Source organism: Microbacterium pseudoresistens (assembly GCF_013409745.1).
GTDB lineage: Bacteria > Actinomycetota > Actinomycetes > Actinomycetales > Microbacteriaceae > Microbacterium > Microbacterium pseudoresistens.
This window is the reverse complement of record NZ_JACCBH010000001.1, coordinates 758,445-778,800: the sequence shown is the minus strand read 5'-3', so window position 1 is coordinate 778,800 and position 20,356 is coordinate 758,445. Positions and strand designations below refer to the sequence as shown.

Below are 20,356 nucleotides of genomic sequence, written 5' to 3'. Positions count from 1 at the left end.
GGGAAAGCGATGAGCTCAGCAGCGCCGATCGCCGGTCAACCGGCCATCGAACTGGAGATCGGCGGGATGACCTGCGCATCCTGTGCGAACCGCATCGAGCGGAAGCTCAACAAGCTCGACGGTGTGTCGGCGACGGTCAACTACGCCACGGAGAAGGCGAAGGTCACGATCCCGGACGGATACGATCCGGCCCTTCTGGTCGCCGAGGTCGAGAAGACGGGGTACACGGCCGCTCTTCCGGCGCCGAAGCAGGTCACGTCCACGGATGACGCACGTGACGAGGCCGACCCGGAGCTGACGTCGCTGAAGCAACGACTCATCGTCTCGGTCATCCTTGCGGTGCCGGTGATCGCGATGGCGATGATCCCCGCAGCGCAGTTCACCTACTGGCAATGGGCATCGCTCGCGCTCGCCGCACCGGTCATCATCTGGGGTGCATGGCCGTTCCACAAGGCGGCGTGGATGAACCTCAGGCACGGCACGGCAACGATGGACACGCTCATCTCGATGGGCACCTCTGCGGCGTTGCTGTGGTCGCTGTACGCCTTGTTCTTCGGCACCGCGGGAACGCCGGGAATGACGCACCCGTTCGAGCTGACGGTCGGCCCGTCCGACGGCGCCGCGAACATCTATCTCGAGGTCGGCGCGGGCGTGACGGTGTTCATCCTGGCCGGACGCTACTTCGAGAAGCGTTCCAAACGCCAAGCCGGTGCCGCGCTTCGCGCGCTGCTCGAACTCGGCGCCAAAGAGGTATCGGTGCTGCGCGACGGCATCGAGGCGAAGATCTCGACGGATGACCTCGTCGTCGGTGATGAGTTCATCGTGCGCCCCGGCGAGAAGCTTGCCACGGACGGCACCGTCGTCTCGGGGACGTCGGCGGTGGATGCGTCGATGCTCACGGGCGAATCGGTGCCGGTCGAGGTCGGCCCCGGCGACGCTGTCACGGGCGCCACGGTGAACGCCGGCGGGCGCCTGGTCGTGCGTGCGACACGGATCGGATCCGACACGCAGCTCGCCCAGATGGCGAGGCTCGTCGAAGACGCGCAGACCGGCAAGGCCGAGGTGCAACGACTCGCCGACCGCATCTCCGGCGTGTTCGTGCCGATCGTGATCCTCATCGCGGTCATCGCCCTCGGCGCATGGCTCGGCGCGGGCTTTCCCGCCACCGCCGCGTTCACCGCGGCCGTCGCCGTTCTCGTCATCGCCTGCCCGTGCGCGTTGGGACTCGCGACACCGACCGCGCTGCTCGTCGGGACCGGACGCGGCGCCCAGATGGGGATCCTCATCAAGGGCCCCGAGGTGCTCGAGTCGACGCGCCAGGTCGATACTGTCGTGCTCGATAAGACCGGCACCGTCACGAGCGGGAAGATGCGCCTCGTCGATGTCATCCCCGAGCCGGGTGTCGATCGTGCCCAGCTGCTGCGCTTCGCGGGAGCGCTGGAGGATGCGTCCGAGCATCCGATCGCACAGGCGATCGCCCTGGGGGCCACTCAGGAAGTCGGCGAGCTGCCGGCGATCGAGGACTTCGCGAACATCGAGGGCAAGGGTGTTCAGGGGATCATCGAGGGCACGCCGGTGATCGTCGGGCGCGAGTCGCTGCTGGCCGACTGGTCGCAGAGACTCCACCCTGACGTCGCGTCGGCCAAGGCACATGCCGAAGGCGAGGGCAAGACCGTGGTCGCGGTCGGCTGGGACGGCCGGGCGCGCGGCATCCTCGTGGTGGCAGACACCGTCAAGCCCACGAGCGCCGAGGCGATCCGCGGGATCAAGGAGATCGGGCTGACTCCGATCCTGCTGACGGGCGATAACGAGGCCGTGGCGCGACAGATCGCGGCGGAGGTCGGCATCGAAGAGGTCATCGCCGAGGTTCTCCCGAAGGACAAGATCGACGTCGTCGCCCGCTACCAGGAGCGCGGCCGGATCGTCGCGATGATCGGCGATGGAGTGAACGACGCTCCGGCGCTCGCACAGGCCGACCTGGGCCTGGCCATGGGAACCGGGACCGACGTCGCGATCGAAGCGTCCGACATCACGCTCGTGCGCGGTGACCTGCGATCCGCCGTCGACGCGATCCGCCTGTCGCGCAAGACGCTCGGCACGATCAAGACCAACCTGTTCTGGGCGTTCGCCTACAACGTCGCGGCCATTCCGATTGCAGCGCTGGGCATGCTCAATCCCATGCTCGCCGGCGCGGCGATGGCGTTCTCGAGCGTCTTCGTCGTCGGCAACAGCCTTCGGCTGCGCCGATTCAAGAGCATCGCCCGGGCATGACGCTCGACCCCGACATTCACCACGCAACAGAAGCACACGACAAGGAGAAACCAGTAATGAACTGCAGCGCACATTCCCACATGGGCTCGGCACCGGACAGCGAGGGTCGTGAAGACCTCCTCGGCGGAGCGGACGACATGACCACCTGTCCCGTCATGGTCGGCAGCGCCGTCAGCAAGAAGGCGGCCGAGGCGGCTGGCCTGTTCCGCGACTACGAGGGTGAGCGGTACTACTTCTGCTGCGCCGGTTGCGGTCCTGCTTTCGACTCGGATCCCGCCAAGTACGCCGCGAACATGGCGTAGGCATCCGGATGCCCGATCCTGACCGTCGGTGGGGGGCGATGATCCTGGCGCCGAGACCGCAACTCCGTTCCGAGACCGTGCGAATCGTCCGCCGTCTCGGAACGCAGTTGCCGTCTCGCGGGGAAGGCGCACGCGCCTCGACGCTGGGCGCTGCCGCGTCCGTATAGAACGTCTCAGTCGCGCAGTGCCGCGGGCTCCGCTTCCGCCCGCTCCACCGGCACGAGACGGGTGAGCTGCGTGACGTGCGAGGGGTTCAGCTCGTGCAGCGACGAGACGCCGAGCAGGCGCATGGTGCGTTCGATCTCGGTGCGCAGGATGGCGATCGTGCGGTCGACACCCTGGCGGCCGCCGGCCATGAGCCCGTACAGATAGGCGCGGCCGATGAGGGTGAAGTCGGCGCCGAGGGCGATGGAGGCGACGATGTCGGCGCCGTTCATGATGCCGGTGTCGACCATGACGGTGAAGTCGTCGCCCACCGCGGCGCGCACCGAGGGCAGCAGGTGGAAGGGGATGGGGGCGCGGTCGAGCTGGCGCCCGCCGTGGTTGGACAGCACGATCCCGTCGACCCCAGCATCCTTCAGCCGCACGGCGTCGTCGACGTTCTGCACGCCCTTGACGACGATCTTGCCCGGCCAGAGCCCGCGGATGACGTCGAGATCGTCGTAGCTGATGGTCGGGTCCATCGCGGCGTCGAGCAGCTCGCCGACCGTGCCGCCGGTCGACGACAGCGAGGCGAACTCGAGCTTGGGCGTGGTGAGGAAGTCGAACCACCACCACGGCCGCGGGATCGCGTTGATGATCGTGCCGAGCGTGAGCTGCGGCGGGATGGAGAACCCGTTGCGCTTGTCGCGCAGCCGCGCGCCCGCGACGGGGGTGTCGACGGTGAAGTGCAAGGTGTCGAAGCCGGCCGCCGCCGCGCGGCGGGTCAGCTCGTACGAGATCTCGCGGTCGCGCATGACGTACAGCTGAAACCAGTTGCGCCCGTGCGGATTGGCGCCCTTCACGCCCTCGATCGAGGTGGTGCCGAGGGTGGAGAGGGTGAACGGGATGCCCGCCGCGGCTGCTGCACCGGCTCCGGCGACCTCGCCCTCGGTCTGCATGAGCCGGGTGAACCCGGTCGGCGCGATGCCGAACGGCAGGGCGCTGGGTCCGTCGAGGATCTCGACCGACGTGTCGACATCGGGGGCGGGCGCGAGGATGCCGGGGTGGAACTCGACGTCTTCGAACGCTTGGCGGGCCCGCGCGAGCGACAGCTCGCCCTCCGCGGCGCCGTCGGTGTAGTCGAACGCCGCCTTCGGAGTGCGGCGCTTGGCGATCGTGCGCAGATCCGAGATGGTGAGCGCGGCATCGAGGCGGCGTTTGCGGCCGTCGAGCTCGGGCTTCTTGAACGTCATCAGCTCCAAGAGCTCGGCGGGCTTGGGAAACTGCCGCTGCACCATGGGTGTTCTCCTTCGGTCGTGTTCTCGGTCACGCGGTGCCGGGCATCAGCCCGGTCGCGGTGTAGTAGCCGACGATGTGGTCGTGCACGAGCATCCGGGCCCGCTCGGCGTCGCCGGCGTCGATGGCGGCGACGAGTTCGCGGTGCTCACGATGCAGCCGGTCGCGCATCCCCGCCCAGTCGTCGAGGCGCGCCGACCCGGCCAGCACGTACGACTCGATGGCGGCGCGCAGCCCGGCCATCATCACGGCGATGACGCCGTTTCCGGATGCCTCGGCGAGGGCCAGGTGCAGTCGCGCGTCGAGCGCGAGGAACTCGTCGGGCGCCAGCGTCGGCGCATCCATAGCATCCAGCAGCGCATGCGCGTCGGCGGTGCCGGCGTGCTCGGCGGAGGCCAGCGCCGTGACGACGGCGGATTCGAGCACGAGTCGGGTCTGCACGACGTCGTCGACGGCGAATCCCTGGGCGGCCACCTGCAAGCGCAGCAGCGACTGCATGCCGCCGGTCGGCGTCGCGATCACGATCGCCCCGGAGCGGGGGCCGGATCCGGTGGCCGTGCGGATGAGGCCCATCACCTCGAGCACGCGCAGCGCCTCGCGCACACTCGAACGGCCCACGCCGAGCTCGACGGCCAACTCGCGTTCCGGAGGCAGGTGGTCTCCCGGCCCGATCCGCCCCTCGGCGAGATCGTGCTCGATGCGAGCGAGCACGGCGCGCCAGGCGCGCGGCGCTTCGTCGCGGTCTTCGTGCGGCACGTGCTCCTCCTGTGGTCTGACCACAGCGTACGCCCTGTGGTCAGACCACGCAATCGCCCGACTGCGACGCTGAGCGGGGTTGTTCATCAAACTTGAGACGGAGTCGCATGTAAACTGAGCCTCAGTATCAAAACTTTCCGAGTGGATCGAGGCATCATGACCGAGTCGTCTCCGTACCGGCCCCCCGTCGAGGACTACGCGTTCCTGCTCAAAGACGCCTTCGGCGTCGACCTCGTCGCGCGGGCGACCGGTGGTGAGCTCTCCGCCGACGATGCCGGCGAGATCCTCGGCGCGGCGGGCGAGTTCGCCGCCTCCGTGCTCGCTCCGCTCGAGCGCGACGGAGACCTCGTCGGCGCCCGCCTCGACGACGGCGCCGTGCACCTGCCCGGTGGCTTCGCCGAGGCGTTCCGCGCCTTCGTCGACGCAGGTTGGATCACCGCCGAGGCGCCCGTATCGGCCGGCGGCGACGGACTGCCCGGCGCCATCCGTGCGGGACTCGGCGAGTTCTGGAATGCCTCCAACGCCGCCTTCGCGCTGTGCTGGCTGCTCACCGCGGGTCAGATCCACGCACTCGACGCCGTCGCGTCCGATGAGGTGCGCGAGACGTACCTGACCAAACTCGTCTCGGGCGAGTGGACGGGAACGATGAATCTCACCGAGCCCGCCGCCGGCACCGACCTGGGCGCGATCCGCACCATGGCGACGCCGCGCGACGACGGCAGCTGGGCCATCCGCGGGCAGAAGATCTTCATCACCTGGGGCGATCACGACCTCGCGGAGAACATCGTGCACCTCGTGCTCGCGCGTACCCCGGATGCTCCCGAGGGCGCCAAGGGCCTGTCGCTGTTCGTCGCTCCCAAGCGCCTCGTGGGCGAGGACGGATCACTGGGCGAGCGCAACGCGATCACGACGGTGAGCATCGAGCACAAGCTCGGCATCCACGCCAGCCCTACCTGCGTGCTCGACTACGACGACGCGACCGGCTATCTCGTGGGCGAGCTGCACGGCGGTCTTGCCGGCATGTTCGTGATGATGAACTCCGCCCGCGCGGGTATGGGGTTCCAGGCCACCGGCATCGCCGACCGCGCCTACCAGCAGGCTGCCGAGTACGCGGCCCAGCGCCTGCAGGGTCCGGTGATGGATCGTCCGGCGGGCACCCCCATCGCCGAGCATCCCGACGTGCGTCGCCTGCTGCTGTCGATGTCGAGCAAGATCTTCGCGATGCGCGCGCTCGGCGTGTACGTCGGCGACCTGCTCGACCGCGGCCACGACGATGCCGAGACGCGTGCGCTCGGCGAGTTCTTCGTGCCGATCCTCAAGGGATGGACGACCGAGGATGCGATCGGCGTGACGAGCGACGCGATCCAGGTCTTCGGCGGCATGGGCTTCATCGAAGAGACCGGCGTCGCCCAGCACTACCGCGACGTGCGCATCACTCCGATCTACGAGGGCACCACCGCCATCCAGTCCAACGACCTCGTCGGGCGCAAGGTGATCCGCGACGGCGGGGCGACGGCGGGGCGCCTGTTCTCCCTCATCGACGAGACGGTCGCGGGCCTACGTGCGCGTGACGAGGCCTCGCGCCTCGCCGACCAGCTCGCCCGCGCCGTGGATGCGGCGCGACGCTCGACGGCCGATCTGCTCGATGCGGGCTCGTCGCGCGACGCCTTCGCCGTTAGCGTGCCCTACCTCCTGTTGCTCGGCACGCTCGCAGGCGGATGGATGCACGCGCAGGCCGCGCTCGCGGTGCTCTCTTCCGGCGGAGCAGAGGCATCGCGCATCACCGCCGCGTCCTTCTACGGGGCGCACCACCTCTCGCGGGTGCAGGCGCTCGCCGAGGCGGTCGCTGCGGGCGAGATCGCCTGAGCGATGATGGAGGCATGATCGAGCCCGGGGTCTACGAGCACTTCAAGGGTGCGCGGTACGAGGTGATCGGCGTCGGCCGGCACAGCGAGACGGAAGAGCCGCACGTGTTCTACCGTCAGCTGTACGGCGACGGCGGGCACTGGGTGCGCCCGCTGGCGATGTTCACCGAGCACGTCGACCGCGGCGACTACCACGGCCCGCGCTTTCGTCGCGTGGAGTGAATCCGCAGAGTGCGATGCGCCGCGCGGGAGCAGAATGGTGACGGGCGGCCGCCGGCGCCGCGCGCATCCGAGGAGCGAAGGAGCGTCATGTCGTACAAGGTCGGATACCTCATCGGAAGCCTCTCATCAACATCCATCAACCGTGTGCTGTCGAAGGCGTTGATCCGGCTCGCGCCCGACGACCTCGAGTTCACCGAGATCCCCATCGGCGGGCTGCCGTTGTACACCCCCGACGTCGATGAGGACTATCCGGCCGAGGGTCTCGCGCTCAAGCGCGCCATCGAGGCGAGCGACGCCATCCTCTTCGTGACCCCGGAGTACAACCGCTCGATCCCCGGCGGGCTGAAGAACGCGATCGACTGGGCGTCGCGTCCGAAGGGCACGAACTCGTTCGACCACATCCCCGCGGCCGTGATCGGGGCGTCGGCGGGCGTGCTCGGCACGGCGCTGGCCCAGCAGTCGCTGCGCAGCGTGCTCTCGTTCTGCAACGCGCGGCAGATGACCTCGCCCGAGGCGTACATCCACTTCACGAAAGAGGTCTTCCTCGACGACGGATCGGTCGCGAACTCGTCGACGGAGGAGTTCCTCCGTACCTATATGGCGGAGTTCCGGGAGCACATCGAGCGCGTGCTGACGGTGCTCCCACGTGAGAAGTGACCTCTCGCGTCGACTGATATCGTCAGAAAATCAGTGACCCTCTTATAATCCACAGATATAAGCGATATGCTTATGCAATGGATGTGGCCGTGATCGCCGACATCGTCGGCTCCCGCGCGCTGCCCGACCGCTCGGCCGCGCAGCGCGTGTTCGAAGACGCCGTCGAGCGCGCCGAGCGCGATCTGCCGGTCGCGCTCGAGCCCCTCCGGCCCACCGCCGGCGACGAGCTGCAGGGCCGCTATGCATCGCTGGATGCGGCGCTCGCCGCGATCCTGCTCATCCAGCTCGGCCTGCCCGACGGACACGAACTGCGCTTCGGCATCGGCATCGGCGAGATCCGCCCGGTCGATTCCGATGGCGCGCCGCTGCAGGATGGCCCGGGCTGGTGGGCGGCTCGCGCTGCGATCGACGCCGTGCATGCCCGCCAGCAGCGTGCCGTGCCGAGTTCGCGCAGCGGGATTGTCGCAGGCCAGGGGGAGGATGATGCTATGCGCACCCTCGTGGACCTCGCCGATGCGTACCTGCTCGCCCGCGATGAGATCGTGACGCGGATGTCGGAGCGCGAGCGCCGGCTCACCCGCGGCCGCTGCCTGCAGCGCACGCAGTCCGCGCTCGCCGCCGCCGAAGGGATCAGCCAGTCGGCGGTCTCGCAGGCACTGCAGAGCGCGGGGGCCGGGTCGGTCGTCGCCGGCTACGCCAGGCTCGTGAAGGGGATCGCCGCATGATCCTCGCCGGACTCATCCTGCTGTGCGTCGGCATCGTCGACATCGTGCGCCGGTTCGTCCCGCCGCGCACGCGCTGGTACGCGTTCGCGGGCGGTGGGCTGGCGCTCATCATCGTCGGCGCCATCGCGAACGCCGCCATCCCCGCGATCCTGGCCGTCGGCGTCGCCGCGCTCTGGGCCGCCGTGGTGAGTCCCGACGGCCGCTCCCGGCTGTCGTTCTGGCCCGCCGTGCTCCTCGCCGCCCTGTGTGCGGGGGCGGTGGCGTTCGGTCCCGCGCGCGCCGATGCCGGCGTCTTCGGCACCGGATGGCGCTTTGCCGGGATGGGCGGGCAGGTGAGCTTCGATCTCGTCGTGCTCGCCGTCGGCGCCTTCGCCATGCTGCTGGAGACGGGCAACGTGATCGTGCGTGCCGCGCTGCTCAGCGAGCACGCCGTGGTGCCGGTCGATGTCGTGGCGGATGGTGATGCGCCCGAGGCGGGATCCGAGGACGCACCGCCCGTCGATCAGCCGCCCGCAGAGGCGCCGCCTGCCGAAGTATCACCGGCAGGATCGATCCCCGCTGACGGCTTCCGCGGCGGGCGCCTGATCGGCCCGCTGGAACGCGTGATCGTGCTGCTGCTGACACTCGCATCCGCGTATCCGCTGCTGGCTGCGATGCTCGCGGCGAAGGGGATCGTGCGCTTCCCTGAGATCTCCCGTGACGGGGGGAGCGGCGCCAGGGCCGAATACTTCCTCGTGGGCAGCCTGGTCAGCTGGGTCGTCGCCCTCGGCGCCGCGTTCCTCGTCTGGTGGGGCGCTGCCTCCTGAGGGCACGCAGCAGAGGGCACGCAGGCGCGGGAGCGACATCGGATAGCCTGGAGCGCGTGTCGAATCCCCCTCTGACGACGGCGCCGCCGGCGCTCGATCCCGCGTTCGAGAACGTGTGGGACGAGCTGGTGTGGCGCGGCCTCGTCCACGTGTCCACCGACCAGGAGGCGCTGCGCGCCCTTCTCGCCGGAGACGCGATCACCTATTACTGCGGATTCGACCCGACCGCCCCCAGCCTGCACCTCGGCAACCTCGTGCAGCTGCTCACGATGCGGCGCATCCAGCTCGCCGGGCACAAGCCCCTCGGCCTCGTCGGCGGCTCGACGGGCCTCATCGGCGACCCCCGCCCCACCGCCGAGCGCACCCTCAACACCCGCGAGACCGTGGAGGAATGGGTCGGCCGCCTTCGCGCGCAGGTCGAGCGCTTCCTCAGCTTCGAGGGCGAGAACGCTGCGCGCATGGTCAACAATCTCGACTGGACCGCGCAGATGAGCGCCATCGACTTCCTCCGCGAGATCGGCAAGCACTACCGCGTGGGCACGATGCTGAAGAAGGATGCCGTGGCCGCGCGTCTGAACTCCGATGCCGGCATCAGCTACACCGAGTTCAGCTACCAGATCCTGCAGGGCATGGACTTCCTCGAGCTGTACCGCCAGTACGGCTGCGTGCTGCAGACCGGCGGATCCGATCAGTGGGGCAACCTCACCAGCGGCACCGACCTCATCCACCGCGTCGAGGGCGTCTCGGCGCACGCGATCGGCACGCCACTGATCACCAACACCGACGGCACGAAGTTCGGCAAGAGCGAGGGCAACGCCATCTGGCTCGACGCCGAGATGTGCAGCCCGTACCGGATGTACCAGTTCTGGTTGAGCACGGCGGACGCCGACGTGATCGAGCGTCTGAAGGTCTTCACATTCCTCACGCGCGCCGAGATCGAGGAGTACGCGCAGCTCGTCGAGACCGAGCCGTTCCGTCGCGCCGCGCAGAAGCGCCTCGCCCTCGAGGTCGTCGCCACGGTGCACGGCGCGGATGCCACGGCGGCTGTGATCGCCGCGTCCGAGGCGCTGTTCGGCCAGGGCGACCTGACATCGCTGGATGCCGAGACGCTGCGCACGGCGCTGGAGGAGTTGCCGAACGCGGCCGTGCCCGCGGGCACGAGCGTGGTCGACGCGCTCGTGGCGACCGGTCTCGTCGCGAGCGCATCCGAGGCGCGTCGCGCGATCGCCCAGGGCGGCGTCTCGCTCGATGGCGTTCGCGTGGACGATGACGCCGCGAGCGTCGCGCTGAGTCTGCCCGGCGGGGTGTCCGTGCTCCGTCGGGGCAAGAAGACCCTGGCGGGTCTGCTTCCGCGGGGCTGAGCACACCGACCCGATGCCGTTCACTCCGAGTCACGCGGTCGTCGCGCTTCCCTTCGTGCGCACGCCGATCGTGCCCGCTGCCATCGCCGTCGGGGCGATGACGCCGGATCTTCCGCTGTTCGTCCGTGCGGTGGTGCCCGACTACGGCACGACGCACGATGTGCGGATGCTGCCGCTCACGATGCTCATCGCCCTCGTGCTGCTGCTCGCGTGGCGCCTGCTGCTGCGGCCGGCGACGCGGATCGTCCTGCCGCGCCCGATCGCCGAACGACTGCCGGTGGCGTGGGACGGCGGTATCCGTGCCGGGTGGCGTGAGACCTTCCCTTCGGTGGTCGGCGTGCTGTGGCTGCTGGTCGCCCTCGGGCTGGGCGTGCTCTCGCACATCCTGTGGGACTCCCTCACGCACGAGGGGCGCGGCGGCGTGCAACTGCTCCCCGTGCTCGGAGAGCCGTGGGGCCCGCTTCCCGGCTACAAGTGGCTGCAGTACGGATCGGGTGTGCTGGGCCTGGCGGGGATCGCGATCTTCGCGCTCGTCTGGCTGACCAGGCGGACTCCGTCGCCCGTGGCGCATCCGGCGCCGCGCATCGTCTTCTGGCTCTGGCTGGCCGCCCTGCCCGTCGCGCTGGGGATCGCAACGGCGATCGGACTGGCGGCGTTCGTGCCGCTGGATGCCGAGTTCACCATCGCCCATCTCGCGTACCGTGTGCTGCCCCCGGCGTGCGCCGTGTGGGGAGCGGCGACGTTCGTGCTGTGCCTCGTGCTGCCGCAGCGCTGGCGTGTGACGACTCGCTGACGCACGACGCCCCTCAGCCCTCGCGACACGCCCGGGACCGCCCGGGCGTGTCGCGAGGGGAGGATCGACCCGTTATCGCCCGGAATGAAGGGCATGACGGCGGGGGTACCACAGCACGCGTCGGCCCTCACGCGCGCGCCGTGGAGGAGTACCATCATTTCCCGTTCGAACATTGCCGTCCGAACCGTGACAGCCCGGATCACGCGACCGCGCTGTCACGAGCAGCGCGTCACCGAGGGAGTTGACCCCATGCCCAAGCCATTCGTTCGACGCAAGACTCGACGCATGCGCGTCGACGACGTCCTCGTCGTGAAGAAGAAGAATCTGCGCATCGCGATCTCGGGAACGGTCGTCGGAAACTTCATGGAGTGGTTCGACTTCGGCGTGTACGGTTACCTCGCCGTCACGCTGAGTGCCGTCTTCACGGGGGATCTTCCCGAAGGACTCGGGCTGCTCGTCACCCTGCTCGGATTCGCCATCTCGTTCCTCGTGCGTCCGCTCGGCGGTCTCGTGCTCGGCCCGCTGGGCGACCGCATCGGTCGCCAGCGCGTGCTGTTCTTCACGATGGCGATGATGGCCACGGCCACGGCGCTCATCGGCGTGCTGCCCACCTCCGCTCAGATCGGGCTGTGGGCCATCATCCCGCTGTATCTCCTCAAGATGGTGCAGGGCTTCTCCACCGGCGGCGAGTACGCCGGCGCCACCACCTACGTCTCCGAGTTCTCGCCCGACCGCTCGCGCGGGTTCTGGTCGTCGTTCCTCGACGTCGGCTCCTACGTCGGTTTCGCGGCGGGGGCGAGCGTCGTGGCCCTCACGACCTGGATCGTGGAGGCGACGGCGGGCGAGACAGGCATGCTCGACTTCGGATGGCGCATCCCGTTCCTCGTCGCCATCCCGCTGGGCGCCGTGGCGATCTGGTTCCGGCTGAAGATCCCCGAGACCCCCGCGTACGAGGCCGAGCAGGCCGCCGGCCTCACGACGGAGAACGAGAACGACCCGCTGGCCCGGCACGGCATCATCGGCATCTTCCGCCACCACTGGCGCGAGGTGCTCATCGCGATCGCCCTCGTGGCGGCGACGAACACGGCCGGCTACGCCCTCACGAGCTACATGCCCACCTACCTCGAGAAGGAGGTGGGGGTCACCAACCTCATGGCTGCGCTCGCGACGGTGCCCGTGCTCGTGCTCATGAGCGCCTGCCTGCCCTTCATCGGCCGACTGTCGGACCGGATCGGCCGCAAGCCGGTGTACGCCATCGCCGTCGTCTCGACGATCGTGCTCATGGTCCCCGCGTTCGCCGTGATGCAGATCGGCGAGGAGTGGGCTGTGATGATCGCGCTGGCGATGGTCGCCATCCCCGTGGCGTTCTATGTGGCGATCTCGGCATCTGCCCTGCCGGCGCTGTTCCCCACCGCCTCGCGCTTCGGCGCGATGGCGATCGCATACAACGTCGCCGTGTCGCTGTTCGGAGGCACGACGCCGCTGTTCAGCCAGGCGCTCATCGAGCTGACCGGCAACACCTTCATGCCGGCGTTCTACATCATGTTCTTCGCAGCACTCGGCGGCGTGGCACTGCTGACGATGCGCGAGACGGCCAAGCGCCCGCTGATCGGATCCTTCCCCGCCGTCGAGACGTCGGCCGAGGCGAAGGAGATCGTCGAGGGTCAGGACGACAACCCGTATATCGACACGAGCACCATGCCGCTCGACATCGTGTCGATCGGGGCGCCGCCGCAGACCGAGGACGCGGCGACGTAAGAGCCGGCGCGGCCGCCGTCAGGCCGCGATGTGGAGAGTCGCGCGCCGGGAGATGGTTGACTTCATCTCATGAAGCGACCGCCTCTGCCCGTGCGACGATCACTCGCCGAGGGCTACCGCGAGGCGTTCACCCGTCTGGGCCGAACCCTGGTGGTCGTCGCCGTCGTGCAGGGCGCGGTGGCGCTCGTCGCAGCGCCGCTGCTGGTGGCGCTGTTCGGTCTGGCCACCCGGGCGTCGGGGCTCACCGCGGTCACCACGACCACGTTCGGGCAGTTCCTTCGCAGTCCCGCCGGTCTCGCGATCGCGATCACCTCGCTCGTGCTCGTGGCGGCGGCGCTTCTCGCCCAGGCGGCGATCTTCGCGTTCATCGCGGATGCGCGGCTGCGCGATGGCGGATTCACGGCACGCGGGGTCGCGAGGCGTCTCGGCGAGCGGCTGAGCGATCTGCTGCGTCGCCCCTCGACGCTTCTGCTCATCCCGTACCTCGTGCTCGTCGTGCCGTTGGGACAGGCGGGGATCGGATCCGTGCTCACCCGTTGGATCGCGATCCCCCGCTTCGTCACCGACGAGATCGTCAAGACACCCATGCTCGCCATCGCGTACATCGTCGTCATCCTGCTGCTGTGGTGGGTCAACCTGCGGCTCATCTTCACGATCCCGCTGCTCGCGCTGACCGACATGACCGCGCCGCGGGCGCTCGCCCGCAGCTGGATGCTCACCCGGTGGCGGTCGGTGCGCGTCGTCGCCCTGCTGGCGGGCGTGCTGGTTCCGCTGGCGATCGGTTCGATGATCCTTGCGGGGGCCGCGCTGCTGCCGACGCTGATCTCCGACGCCACCGTTCCCGACGCCTCGCTCGCCGTCGCCTCCCTGAGCCTTGGCGCGTTGCAGGTGGCGGTCTTCTTCTTCGTGGGCGTGATGCTCATGGTGCAGGCGCAGACGCTCGTGGCGGCCCTCCGCGCCGCGCAGGCGTGGGAGGATGCGCCGCTGACGGTCGCCGGCCCGCGTCGCCGCGTCGGCCGCCCGCTGGCGGTGACCGTCGTGACCGCGAGCGTGCTGGCGTTCGGCGGGGCGAGCGCCGCCGCCTCCGGGCCGCTCGATGAGGTCGCCGACGGGGCGACGCTCGTGCTCGCGCATCGTGGGTTCACGGCGAGCGGCGTGGAGAACACCATTCCCGCTCTCGACGCTGCCAACGCCGCCGGCGCCGACCTGGTCGAGATGGATGTGCAGCAGACGGCCGATGGCAGGTGGGTTCTCATGCATGACACCGACCTGAAGCGGCTCGCCGGCAAGGACACCTCGGTCGGGGCGCTTACGCTCGCCGAGGCCACGGCGATCACGGTGCACGACGAAGAGGGGCGCACGGCGAAGATCCCGTCGCTGCGCGAGTACCTCCAGCGCGCCGACGAGCTCGGCCAGCAGCTGCTCATCGAGATCAAGGTGCACGGTGGCGAGACGCCCGACTACGTCGAGGGCCTCATCGACCTCATCGACGAGGTCGACGGCGCAGACGAGCACATCTATCACACGCTCAGCGCCGACGTCGTCGACGAGTTCACCCGGCTGCGGCCCGACCTCACGATCGGGTACATCGTGCCGATCTCGTTCGGCGGCGTGCCCGATACTCCGGCATCCTTCCTCGTGCTCGAGCAGAGCGTGTACACGCAGCAGCGGCGCGACGACATCTGGAACACCGGCAAGGCGGTCTTCGTCTGGACCGTGCAGGACGAAGCCGACATGCGCGAACTGATGCGCGACCGGGTCGACGGGATCATCACCGACCACCCGGATCTGGCGGTGAAGACGCTCGAGGATGTGACGGGCGAGAAGGGGCTGTCGGCACGGCTCGCCGACGCCGTCGGGCGCCTCATCGCGACGCCGTGACACGCGACACGCCCGGTCGATCAGCCCGATTTGCCGACGAGTCCGGATCCACGTAGATTATTACCTGTTCGCCCCAAAGGGTTGAGCGTGAGGTCGCAAGGCCTGGCTCCCCTCAAGCAGTGAACATCCACCTCCTTCCACTCGATTCGAGCGGCGGTCCTCCGTGTCCGGGAGGTGGCGATCCGGCCCGGATCACCGATTTGAACATCGGCTCCGGTTCGGATAAAGTGGAGAAGTTGCCCTGACGGGAAGGCCGAGAGGCTGGAACGCAGGAGCGTCCGATCTTTGAGAACTCAACAGCGTGCACTTGTCAAATGCCAATTTATTGTCTCTGATCAACCTTTTTTGGTTGGTTGGTTGATTTCTTTGGATCAATTTATGTGAATGTCAGTTTGATATTCATTCTTTTGGTCAGGTTCGAACTCGCTTCTGATGCCGTTTTCCCGGTGTTGGTTGCTTTTTTTCTTTACGGAGAGTTTGATCCTGGCTCAGGATGAACGCTGGCGGCGTGCTTAACACATGCAAGTCGAACGATGAACCTGGGTGCTTGCATCTGGGGGATTAGTGGCGAACGGGTGAGTAACACGTGAGCAACCTGCCCTGGACTCTGGGATAAGCGCTGGAAACGGTGTCTAATACTGGATATGAGGCGTGGCCGCATGGTCGCGTTTGGAAAGATTTTTCGGTCTGGGATGGGCTCGCGGCCTATCAGCTTGTTGGTGAGGTAATGGCTTACCAAGGCGTCGACGGGTAGCCGGCCTGAGAGGGTGACCGGCCACACTGGGACTGAGACACGGCCCAGACTCCTACGGGAGGCAGCAGTGGGGAATATTGCACAATGGGCGGAAGCCTGATGCAGCAACGCCGCGTGAGGGATGACGGCCTTCGGGTTGTAAACCTCTTTTAGCAGGGAAGAAGCGAGAGTGACGGTACCTGCAGAAAAAGCGCCGGCTAACTACGTGCCAGCAGCCGCGGTAATACGTAGGGCGCAAGCGTTATCCGGAATTATTGGGCGTAAAGAGCTCGTAGGCGGTTTGTCGCGTCTGCCGTGAAATTCTCAGGCTCAACCTGAGGCGTGCGGTGGGTACGGGCAGACTAGAGTGCGGTAGGGGAGATTGGAATTCCTGGTGTAGCGGTGGAATGCGCAGATATCAGGAGGAACACCGATGGCGAAGGCAGATCTCTGGGCCGTTACTGACGCTGAGGAGCGAAAGGGTGGGGAGCAAACAGGCTTAGATACCCTGGTAGTCCACCCCGTAAACGTTGGGAACTAGTTGTGGGGTCCTTTCCACGGATTCCGTGACGCAGCTAACGCATTAAGTTCCCCGCCTGGGGAGTACGGCCGCAAGGCTAAAACTCAAAGGAATTGACGGGGACCCGCACAAGCGGCGGAGCATGCGGATTAATTCGATGCAACGCGAAGAACCTTACCAAGGCTTGACATACACGAGAACGGGCCAGAAATGGTCAACTCTTTGGACACTCGTGAACAGGTGGTGCATGGTTGTCGTCAGCTCGTGTCGTGAGATGTTGGGTTAAGTCCCGCAACGAGCGCAACCCTCGTTCTATGTTGCCAGCACGTTATGGTGGGAACTCATGGGATACTGCCGGGGTCAACTCGGAGGAAGGTGGGGATGACGTCAAATCATCATGCCCCTTATGTCTTGGGCTTCACGCATGCTACAATGGCCGGTACAATGGGCGGCGATACCGTGAGGTGGAGCGAATCCCAAAAAGCCGGTCCCAGTTCGGATCGTAGTCTGCAACTCGACTACGTGAAGTCGGAGTCGCTAGTAATCGCAGATCAGCAACGCTGCGGTGAATACGTTCCCGGGTCTTGTACACACCGCCCGTCAAGTCATGAAAGTCGGTAACACCTGAAGCCGGTGGCCTAACCCTTGTGGAGGGAGCCGTCGAAGGTGGGATCGGTAATTAGGACTAAGTCGTAACAAGGTAGCCGTACCGGAAGGTGCGGCTGGATCACCTCCTTTCTAAGGAGCACTGCAGAACTTCGGTTCTGACAGAGCCGGTTTCGGAACGAATGTTTCCGACCGGTGCTCATGGGTGGAACATTTGACATGGCATCACGGATGCGTGGTGTTCTTAGTACGCTGCTTCGGCAGTGGGAACGGGGCGCTTCGTGGATGTGGTGTCTGCACGCTGTTGGGTCCTGAGGGACCGGGCCGACCCCTTGGGGGGTTGTTCTGACCTCTGGGCCTCATTTCTGTTGCCGGTTGGTGGCGGGGGTGGGGTGCCGCCCGTACTTTGAGAACTACACAGTGGACGCGAGCATCTTAAAGAGTCTGCACCTTTCGGGGTGTGGGTTCGAAACGATAGATACAACCCCTTTTTTTTTTTTGGGGTTGGCTCATGTGATTTCAAGTCTTTAAGAGCAAACGGTGGATGCCTTGGCATCTGGAGCCGAAGAAGGACGTAGCAATCTGCGATAAGCCTCGGGGAACTGATAAGCGAGTTTTGATCCGAGGGTGTCCGAATGGGGAAACCCCGCCAGGCGGCGTGCTGACCTGGTGACTCCCGTCTGAATATATAGGGCGGGTAGAGGGAACGTGGGGAAGTGAAACATCTCAGTACCCACAGGAAGAGAAAACAACATGTGATTCCGTGAGTAGTGGCGAGCGAAAGCGGATGAGGCTAAACCGGGTGTGTGTGATAGCCGGCAGGCGTTGCATGCCCGGGGTTGTGGGACTCTCTTGGATTCTCTGCCGAGGATCCGGCGTGACGGACGCGTATAGACGAACCGTTTTGAATGACGGACCATAGTGGGTGCGAGTCCCGTAGTCGAAATGTGTGTTCCGGCGTGGAGAGTATCCCGAGTAGCACGGGGCCCGTGAAATCCCGTGTGAATCTGTCAGGACCACCTGATAAGCCTGAATACTCCCAGATGACCGATAGCGGACAAGTACCGTGAGGGAAAGGTGAAAAGTACCCCGGGAGGGGAGTGAAATAGTACCTGAAACCGTTTGCTTACAAACCGTTGGAGCCTCCTTAGCAGGGGTGACAGCGTGCCTTTTGAAGAATGAGCCTGCGAGTTAGTGATATGTGGCGAGGTTAACCCGTGTGGGGTAGCCGTAGCGAAAGCGAGTCTGAATAGGGCGTTTCAGTCGCATGTCCTAGACCCGAAGCGAAGTGATCTATCCATGGCCAGGCTGAAGCGACGGTAAGACGTCGTGGAGGGCCGAACCCACTTAGGTTGAAAACTGAGGGGATGAGCTGTGGATAGGGGTGAAAGGCCAATCAAACTTCGTGATAGCTGGTTCTCTCCGAAATGCATTTAGGTGCAGCGTTGCGTGTTTCTTGCCGGAGGTAGAGCTACTGGATGGCCGATGGGCCCTACAAGGTTACTGACGTCAGCCAAACTCCGAATGCCGGTAAGTGAGAGCGCAGCAGTGAGACTGTGGGGGATAAGCTTCATAGTCGAGAGGGAAACAACCCAGACCACCATCTAAGGTCCCTAAGCGCGTGCTAAGTGGAAAAGGATGTGGAGTTGCTTAGACAACCAGGAGGTTGGCTTAGAAGCAGCCATCCTTGAAAGAGTGCGTAATAGCTCACTGGTCAAGTGATTCCGCGCCGACAATGTAACGGGGCTCAAGCACGCCACCGAAGTTGTGGCATTGACATTATTGGTAGGCCTTCGTGGTCCAGCCGTGTTGATGGGTAGGAGAGCGTCGTGTGGCGGGTGAAGCGGCAGAGTGATCTAGCCGTGGACGCTACACGAGTGAGAATGCAGGCATGAGTAGCGAAAGACGTGTGAGAAACACGTCCTCCGGAAGACCAAGGGTTCCAGGGTCAAGCTAATCTTCCCTGGGTAAGTCGGGACCTAAGGCGAGGCCGACAGGCGTAGTCGATGGACAACGGGTTGATATTCCCGTACCGGCGAAGAACCGCCCCAGTCAATCCAGTAGTGCTAAGTATCTGAATCCTCATGACCGGATCCTTCGGGTGATGGCGTGGGGCCTAGCGTACGACCCCATTCTGGTGCGGCTAGCGTATTAACAGGTGTGACGCAGGAAGGTAGCCCATCCCGGGCGATGGTTGTCCCGGGGCAAGTGTGTAGGCCGAGTCATAGGCAAATCCGTGACTCGTACAGGCTGAGACACGATGCGGATGAAAAGTGGGTGATCCTATGCTGCCGAGAAAAGCATCGACGCGAGGTTCTAGCCGCCCGTACCCCAAACCGACTCAGGTGGTCAGGTAGAGAATACCAAGGAGATCGAGAGAATCGTGGTTAAGGAACTCGGCAAAATGCCCCCGTAACTTCGGGAGAAGGGGGGCCACCCGCTTATACCGCCTTGCGCGGGAAAGGGTGTGGTGGCCGCAGAGACCAGTGGGTAGCGACTGTTTACTAAAAACACAGGTCCGTGCTAAGTCGCAAGACGATGTATACGGACTGACGCCTGCCCGGTGCTGGAAGGTTAAGAGGACCGGTCAGCCACTTCGGTGGCGAAGCTGAGAATTTAAGCCCCAGTAAACGGCGGTGGTAACTATAACCATCCTAAGGTAGCGAAATTCCTTGTCGGGTAAGTTCCGACCTGCACGAATGGCGTAACGACTTCCCAACTGTCTCAACCGCGAACTCGGCGAAATTGCATTACGAGTAAAGATGCTCGTTACGCGCAGCAGGACGGAAAGACCCCGTGACCTTTACTACAGCTTGGTATTGGTGTTCGGTGTGGCTTGTGTAGGATAGGTGGGAGACTGTGAAGCCATGACGCCAGTTATGGTGGAGTCATTGTTGAAATACCACTCTGGTCACTCTGGATATCTAACTTCGAACCGTGATCCGGTTCAGGGACAGTGCCTGGTGGGTAGTTTAACTGGGGCGGTTGCCTCCTAAAGAGTAACGGAGGCGCCCAAAGGTTCCCTCAACCTGGTTGGCAATCAGGTGGCGAGTGTAAGTGCACAAGGGAGCTTGACTGTGAGACTGACAGGTCGAGCAGGGACGAAAGTCGGGACTAGTGATCCGGCAGTGGCTTGTGGAAGCGCTGTCGCTCAACGGATAAAAGGTACCTCGGGGATAACAGGCTGATCTTGCCCAAGAGTCCATATCGACGGCATGGTTTGGCACCTCGATGTCGGCTCGTCGCATCCTGGGGCTGGAGTAGGTCCCAAGGGTTGGGCTGTTCGCCCATTAAAGCGGTACGCGAGCTGGGTTTAGAACGTCGTGAGACAGTTCGGTCCCTATCCGCTGCGCGCGTAGGAAGTTTGAGAGGATCTGACCCTAGTACGAGAGGACCGGGTTGGACGAACCTCTGGTGTGCCAGTTGTTCCGCCAGGAGCACCGCTGGTTAGCTACGTTCGGGATGGATAACCGCTGAAAGCATCTAAGCGGGAAGCCGGCCTCAAGATGAGACTTCCATACCCTTTCGGGTGAGAGGCTCCCAGCCAGACTACTGGGTTGATAGGCCAGATGTGGAAGCACCGCAAGGTGTGCAGCTGACTGGTACTAATAAGCCGACGACTTGATAACACCTCTATCTTTCAGATGTTCCGCGTCCACTGAG

The 20,356-nt window shown here is 65.5% G+C and carries 13 protein-coding genes and 2 rRNA genes; 13 read left to right on the top strand and 2 right to left on the bottom strand.

Annotation, left to right across the window (positions count from 1 at the left end; all coding sequences use genetic code 11):
* Window positions 1-9 precede the first annotated feature (9 nt).
* Window positions 10-2,271: a heavy metal translocating P-type ATPase gene (locus BKA02_RS03745; protein WP_179431438.1), complete on the top strand. Its 2,262-nt coding sequence runs from the start codon at window positions 10-12 to the stop codon at window positions 2,269-2,271.
* A 56-nt stretch (window positions 2,272-2,327) separates the two neighbouring features.
* Window positions 2,328-2,573 (top strand): YHS domain-containing protein, encoded by a 246-nt coding sequence (locus BKA02_RS03740; RefSeq protein WP_179431436.1) that lies wholly within the window; start codon window positions 2,328-2,330, stop codon window positions 2,571-2,573.
* A 173-nt stretch (window positions 2,574-2,746) separates the two neighbouring features.
* Here the strand turns inward: BKA02_RS03740 and BKA02_RS03735 are convergent, their stop codons facing one another.
* Both BKA02_RS03735 and BKA02_RS03730 read right to left on the bottom strand, forming a co-directional pair.
* Complete coding sequence (locus BKA02_RS03735; protein WP_179431434.1) at window positions 2,747-4,012, bottom strand: alpha-hydroxy acid oxidase; 1,266 nt, start codon at window positions 4,010-4,012, stop codon at window positions 2,747-2,749.
* A gap of 28 nt (window positions 4,013-4,040) precedes the next feature.
* Window positions 4,041-4,766 (bottom strand): FadR/GntR family transcriptional regulator, encoded by a 726-nt coding sequence (locus BKA02_RS03730; protein WP_343045333.1) that lies wholly within the window; start codon window positions 4,764-4,766, stop codon window positions 4,041-4,043.
* A 156-nt stretch (window positions 4,767-4,922) separates the two neighbouring features.
* On the opposite strand from BKA02_RS03730, the gene BKA02_RS03725 reads away from it, so the two are divergent.
* From BKA02_RS03725 to BKA02_RS03675, 11 genes are all read left to right on the top strand, one after another.
* Window positions 4,923-6,632: an acyl-CoA dehydrogenase family protein gene (locus BKA02_RS03725; protein WP_179431431.1), complete on the top strand. Its 1,710-nt coding sequence runs from the start codon at window positions 4,923-4,925 to the stop codon at window positions 6,630-6,632.
* Between the two features lie 14 nt (window positions 6,633-6,646).
* Window positions 6,647-6,853 carry a DUF1653 domain-containing protein gene (locus BKA02_RS03720; protein ID WP_179431429.1) on the top strand — a complete coding sequence of 69 codons (207 nt, stop codon included), beginning with the start codon at window positions 6,647-6,649 and terminating at the stop codon, window positions 6,851-6,853.
* An 87-nt stretch (window positions 6,854-6,940) separates the two neighbouring features.
* Window positions 6,941-7,510 (top strand): NADPH-dependent FMN reductase, encoded by a 570-nt coding sequence (locus BKA02_RS03715; protein ID WP_179431427.1) that lies wholly within the window; start codon window positions 6,941-6,943, stop codon window positions 7,508-7,510.
* 77 nt (window positions 7,511-7,587) lie between these two features.
* On the top strand, window positions 7,588-8,235 hold the full coding sequence (locus tag BKA02_RS03710) for a SatD family protein (protein WP_179431425.1): 648 nt from the start codon (window positions 7,588-7,590) through the stop codon (window positions 8,233-8,235).
* The gene (locus tag BKA02_RS03705; RefSeq protein ID WP_179431422.1) at window positions 8,232-9,041 is read left to right on the top strand and encodes a hypothetical protein; all 810 of its coding nucleotides are present in this window, start codon (window positions 8,232-8,234) and stop codon (window positions 9,039-9,041) included. The genes BKA02_RS03710 and BKA02_RS03705 overlap by 4 nt, the downstream gene beginning before the upstream one ends.
* Before the next feature lie 56 nt (window positions 9,042-9,097).
* Window positions 9,098-10,402 carry a tyrosine--tRNA ligase gene (gene tyrS / locus BKA02_RS03700; RefSeq protein ID WP_179431420.1) on the top strand — a complete coding sequence of 435 codons (1,305 nt, stop codon included), beginning with the start codon at window positions 9,098-9,100 and terminating at the stop codon, window positions 10,400-10,402.
* Window positions 10,403-10,415: 13 nt separating this feature from the next.
* A complete protein-coding gene (locus BKA02_RS03695) occupies window positions 10,416-11,195 on the top strand; it encodes a DUF4184 family protein (protein WP_179431418.1) in 780 nt (259 codons plus the stop codon).
* Window positions 11,196-11,480: 285 nt separating this feature from the next.
* Entirely contained in the window at window positions 11,481-12,953 is a 1,473-nt protein-coding gene (locus BKA02_RS03690; RefSeq protein WP_179431416.1) for an MFS transporter, read from the top strand.
* Window positions 12,954-13,022: 69 nt separating this feature from the next.
* The gene (locus tag BKA02_RS03685; protein ID WP_179431414.1) at window positions 13,023-14,834 is read left to right on the top strand and encodes a glycerophosphoryl diester phosphodiesterase membrane domain-containing protein; all 1,812 of its coding nucleotides are present in this window, start codon (window positions 13,023-13,025) and stop codon (window positions 14,832-14,834) included.
* 465 nt (window positions 14,835-15,299) lie between these two features.
* Window positions 15,300-16,825 (top strand): 16S ribosomal RNA (locus BKA02_RS03680).
* 385 nt (window positions 16,826-17,210) lie between these two features.
* Window positions 17,211-20,322 (top strand): 23S ribosomal RNA (locus tag BKA02_RS03675).
* Together the 16S and 23S rRNA genes form the textbook arrangement of a ribosomal RNA operon.
* Window positions 20,323-20,356 lie beyond the last annotated feature (34 nt).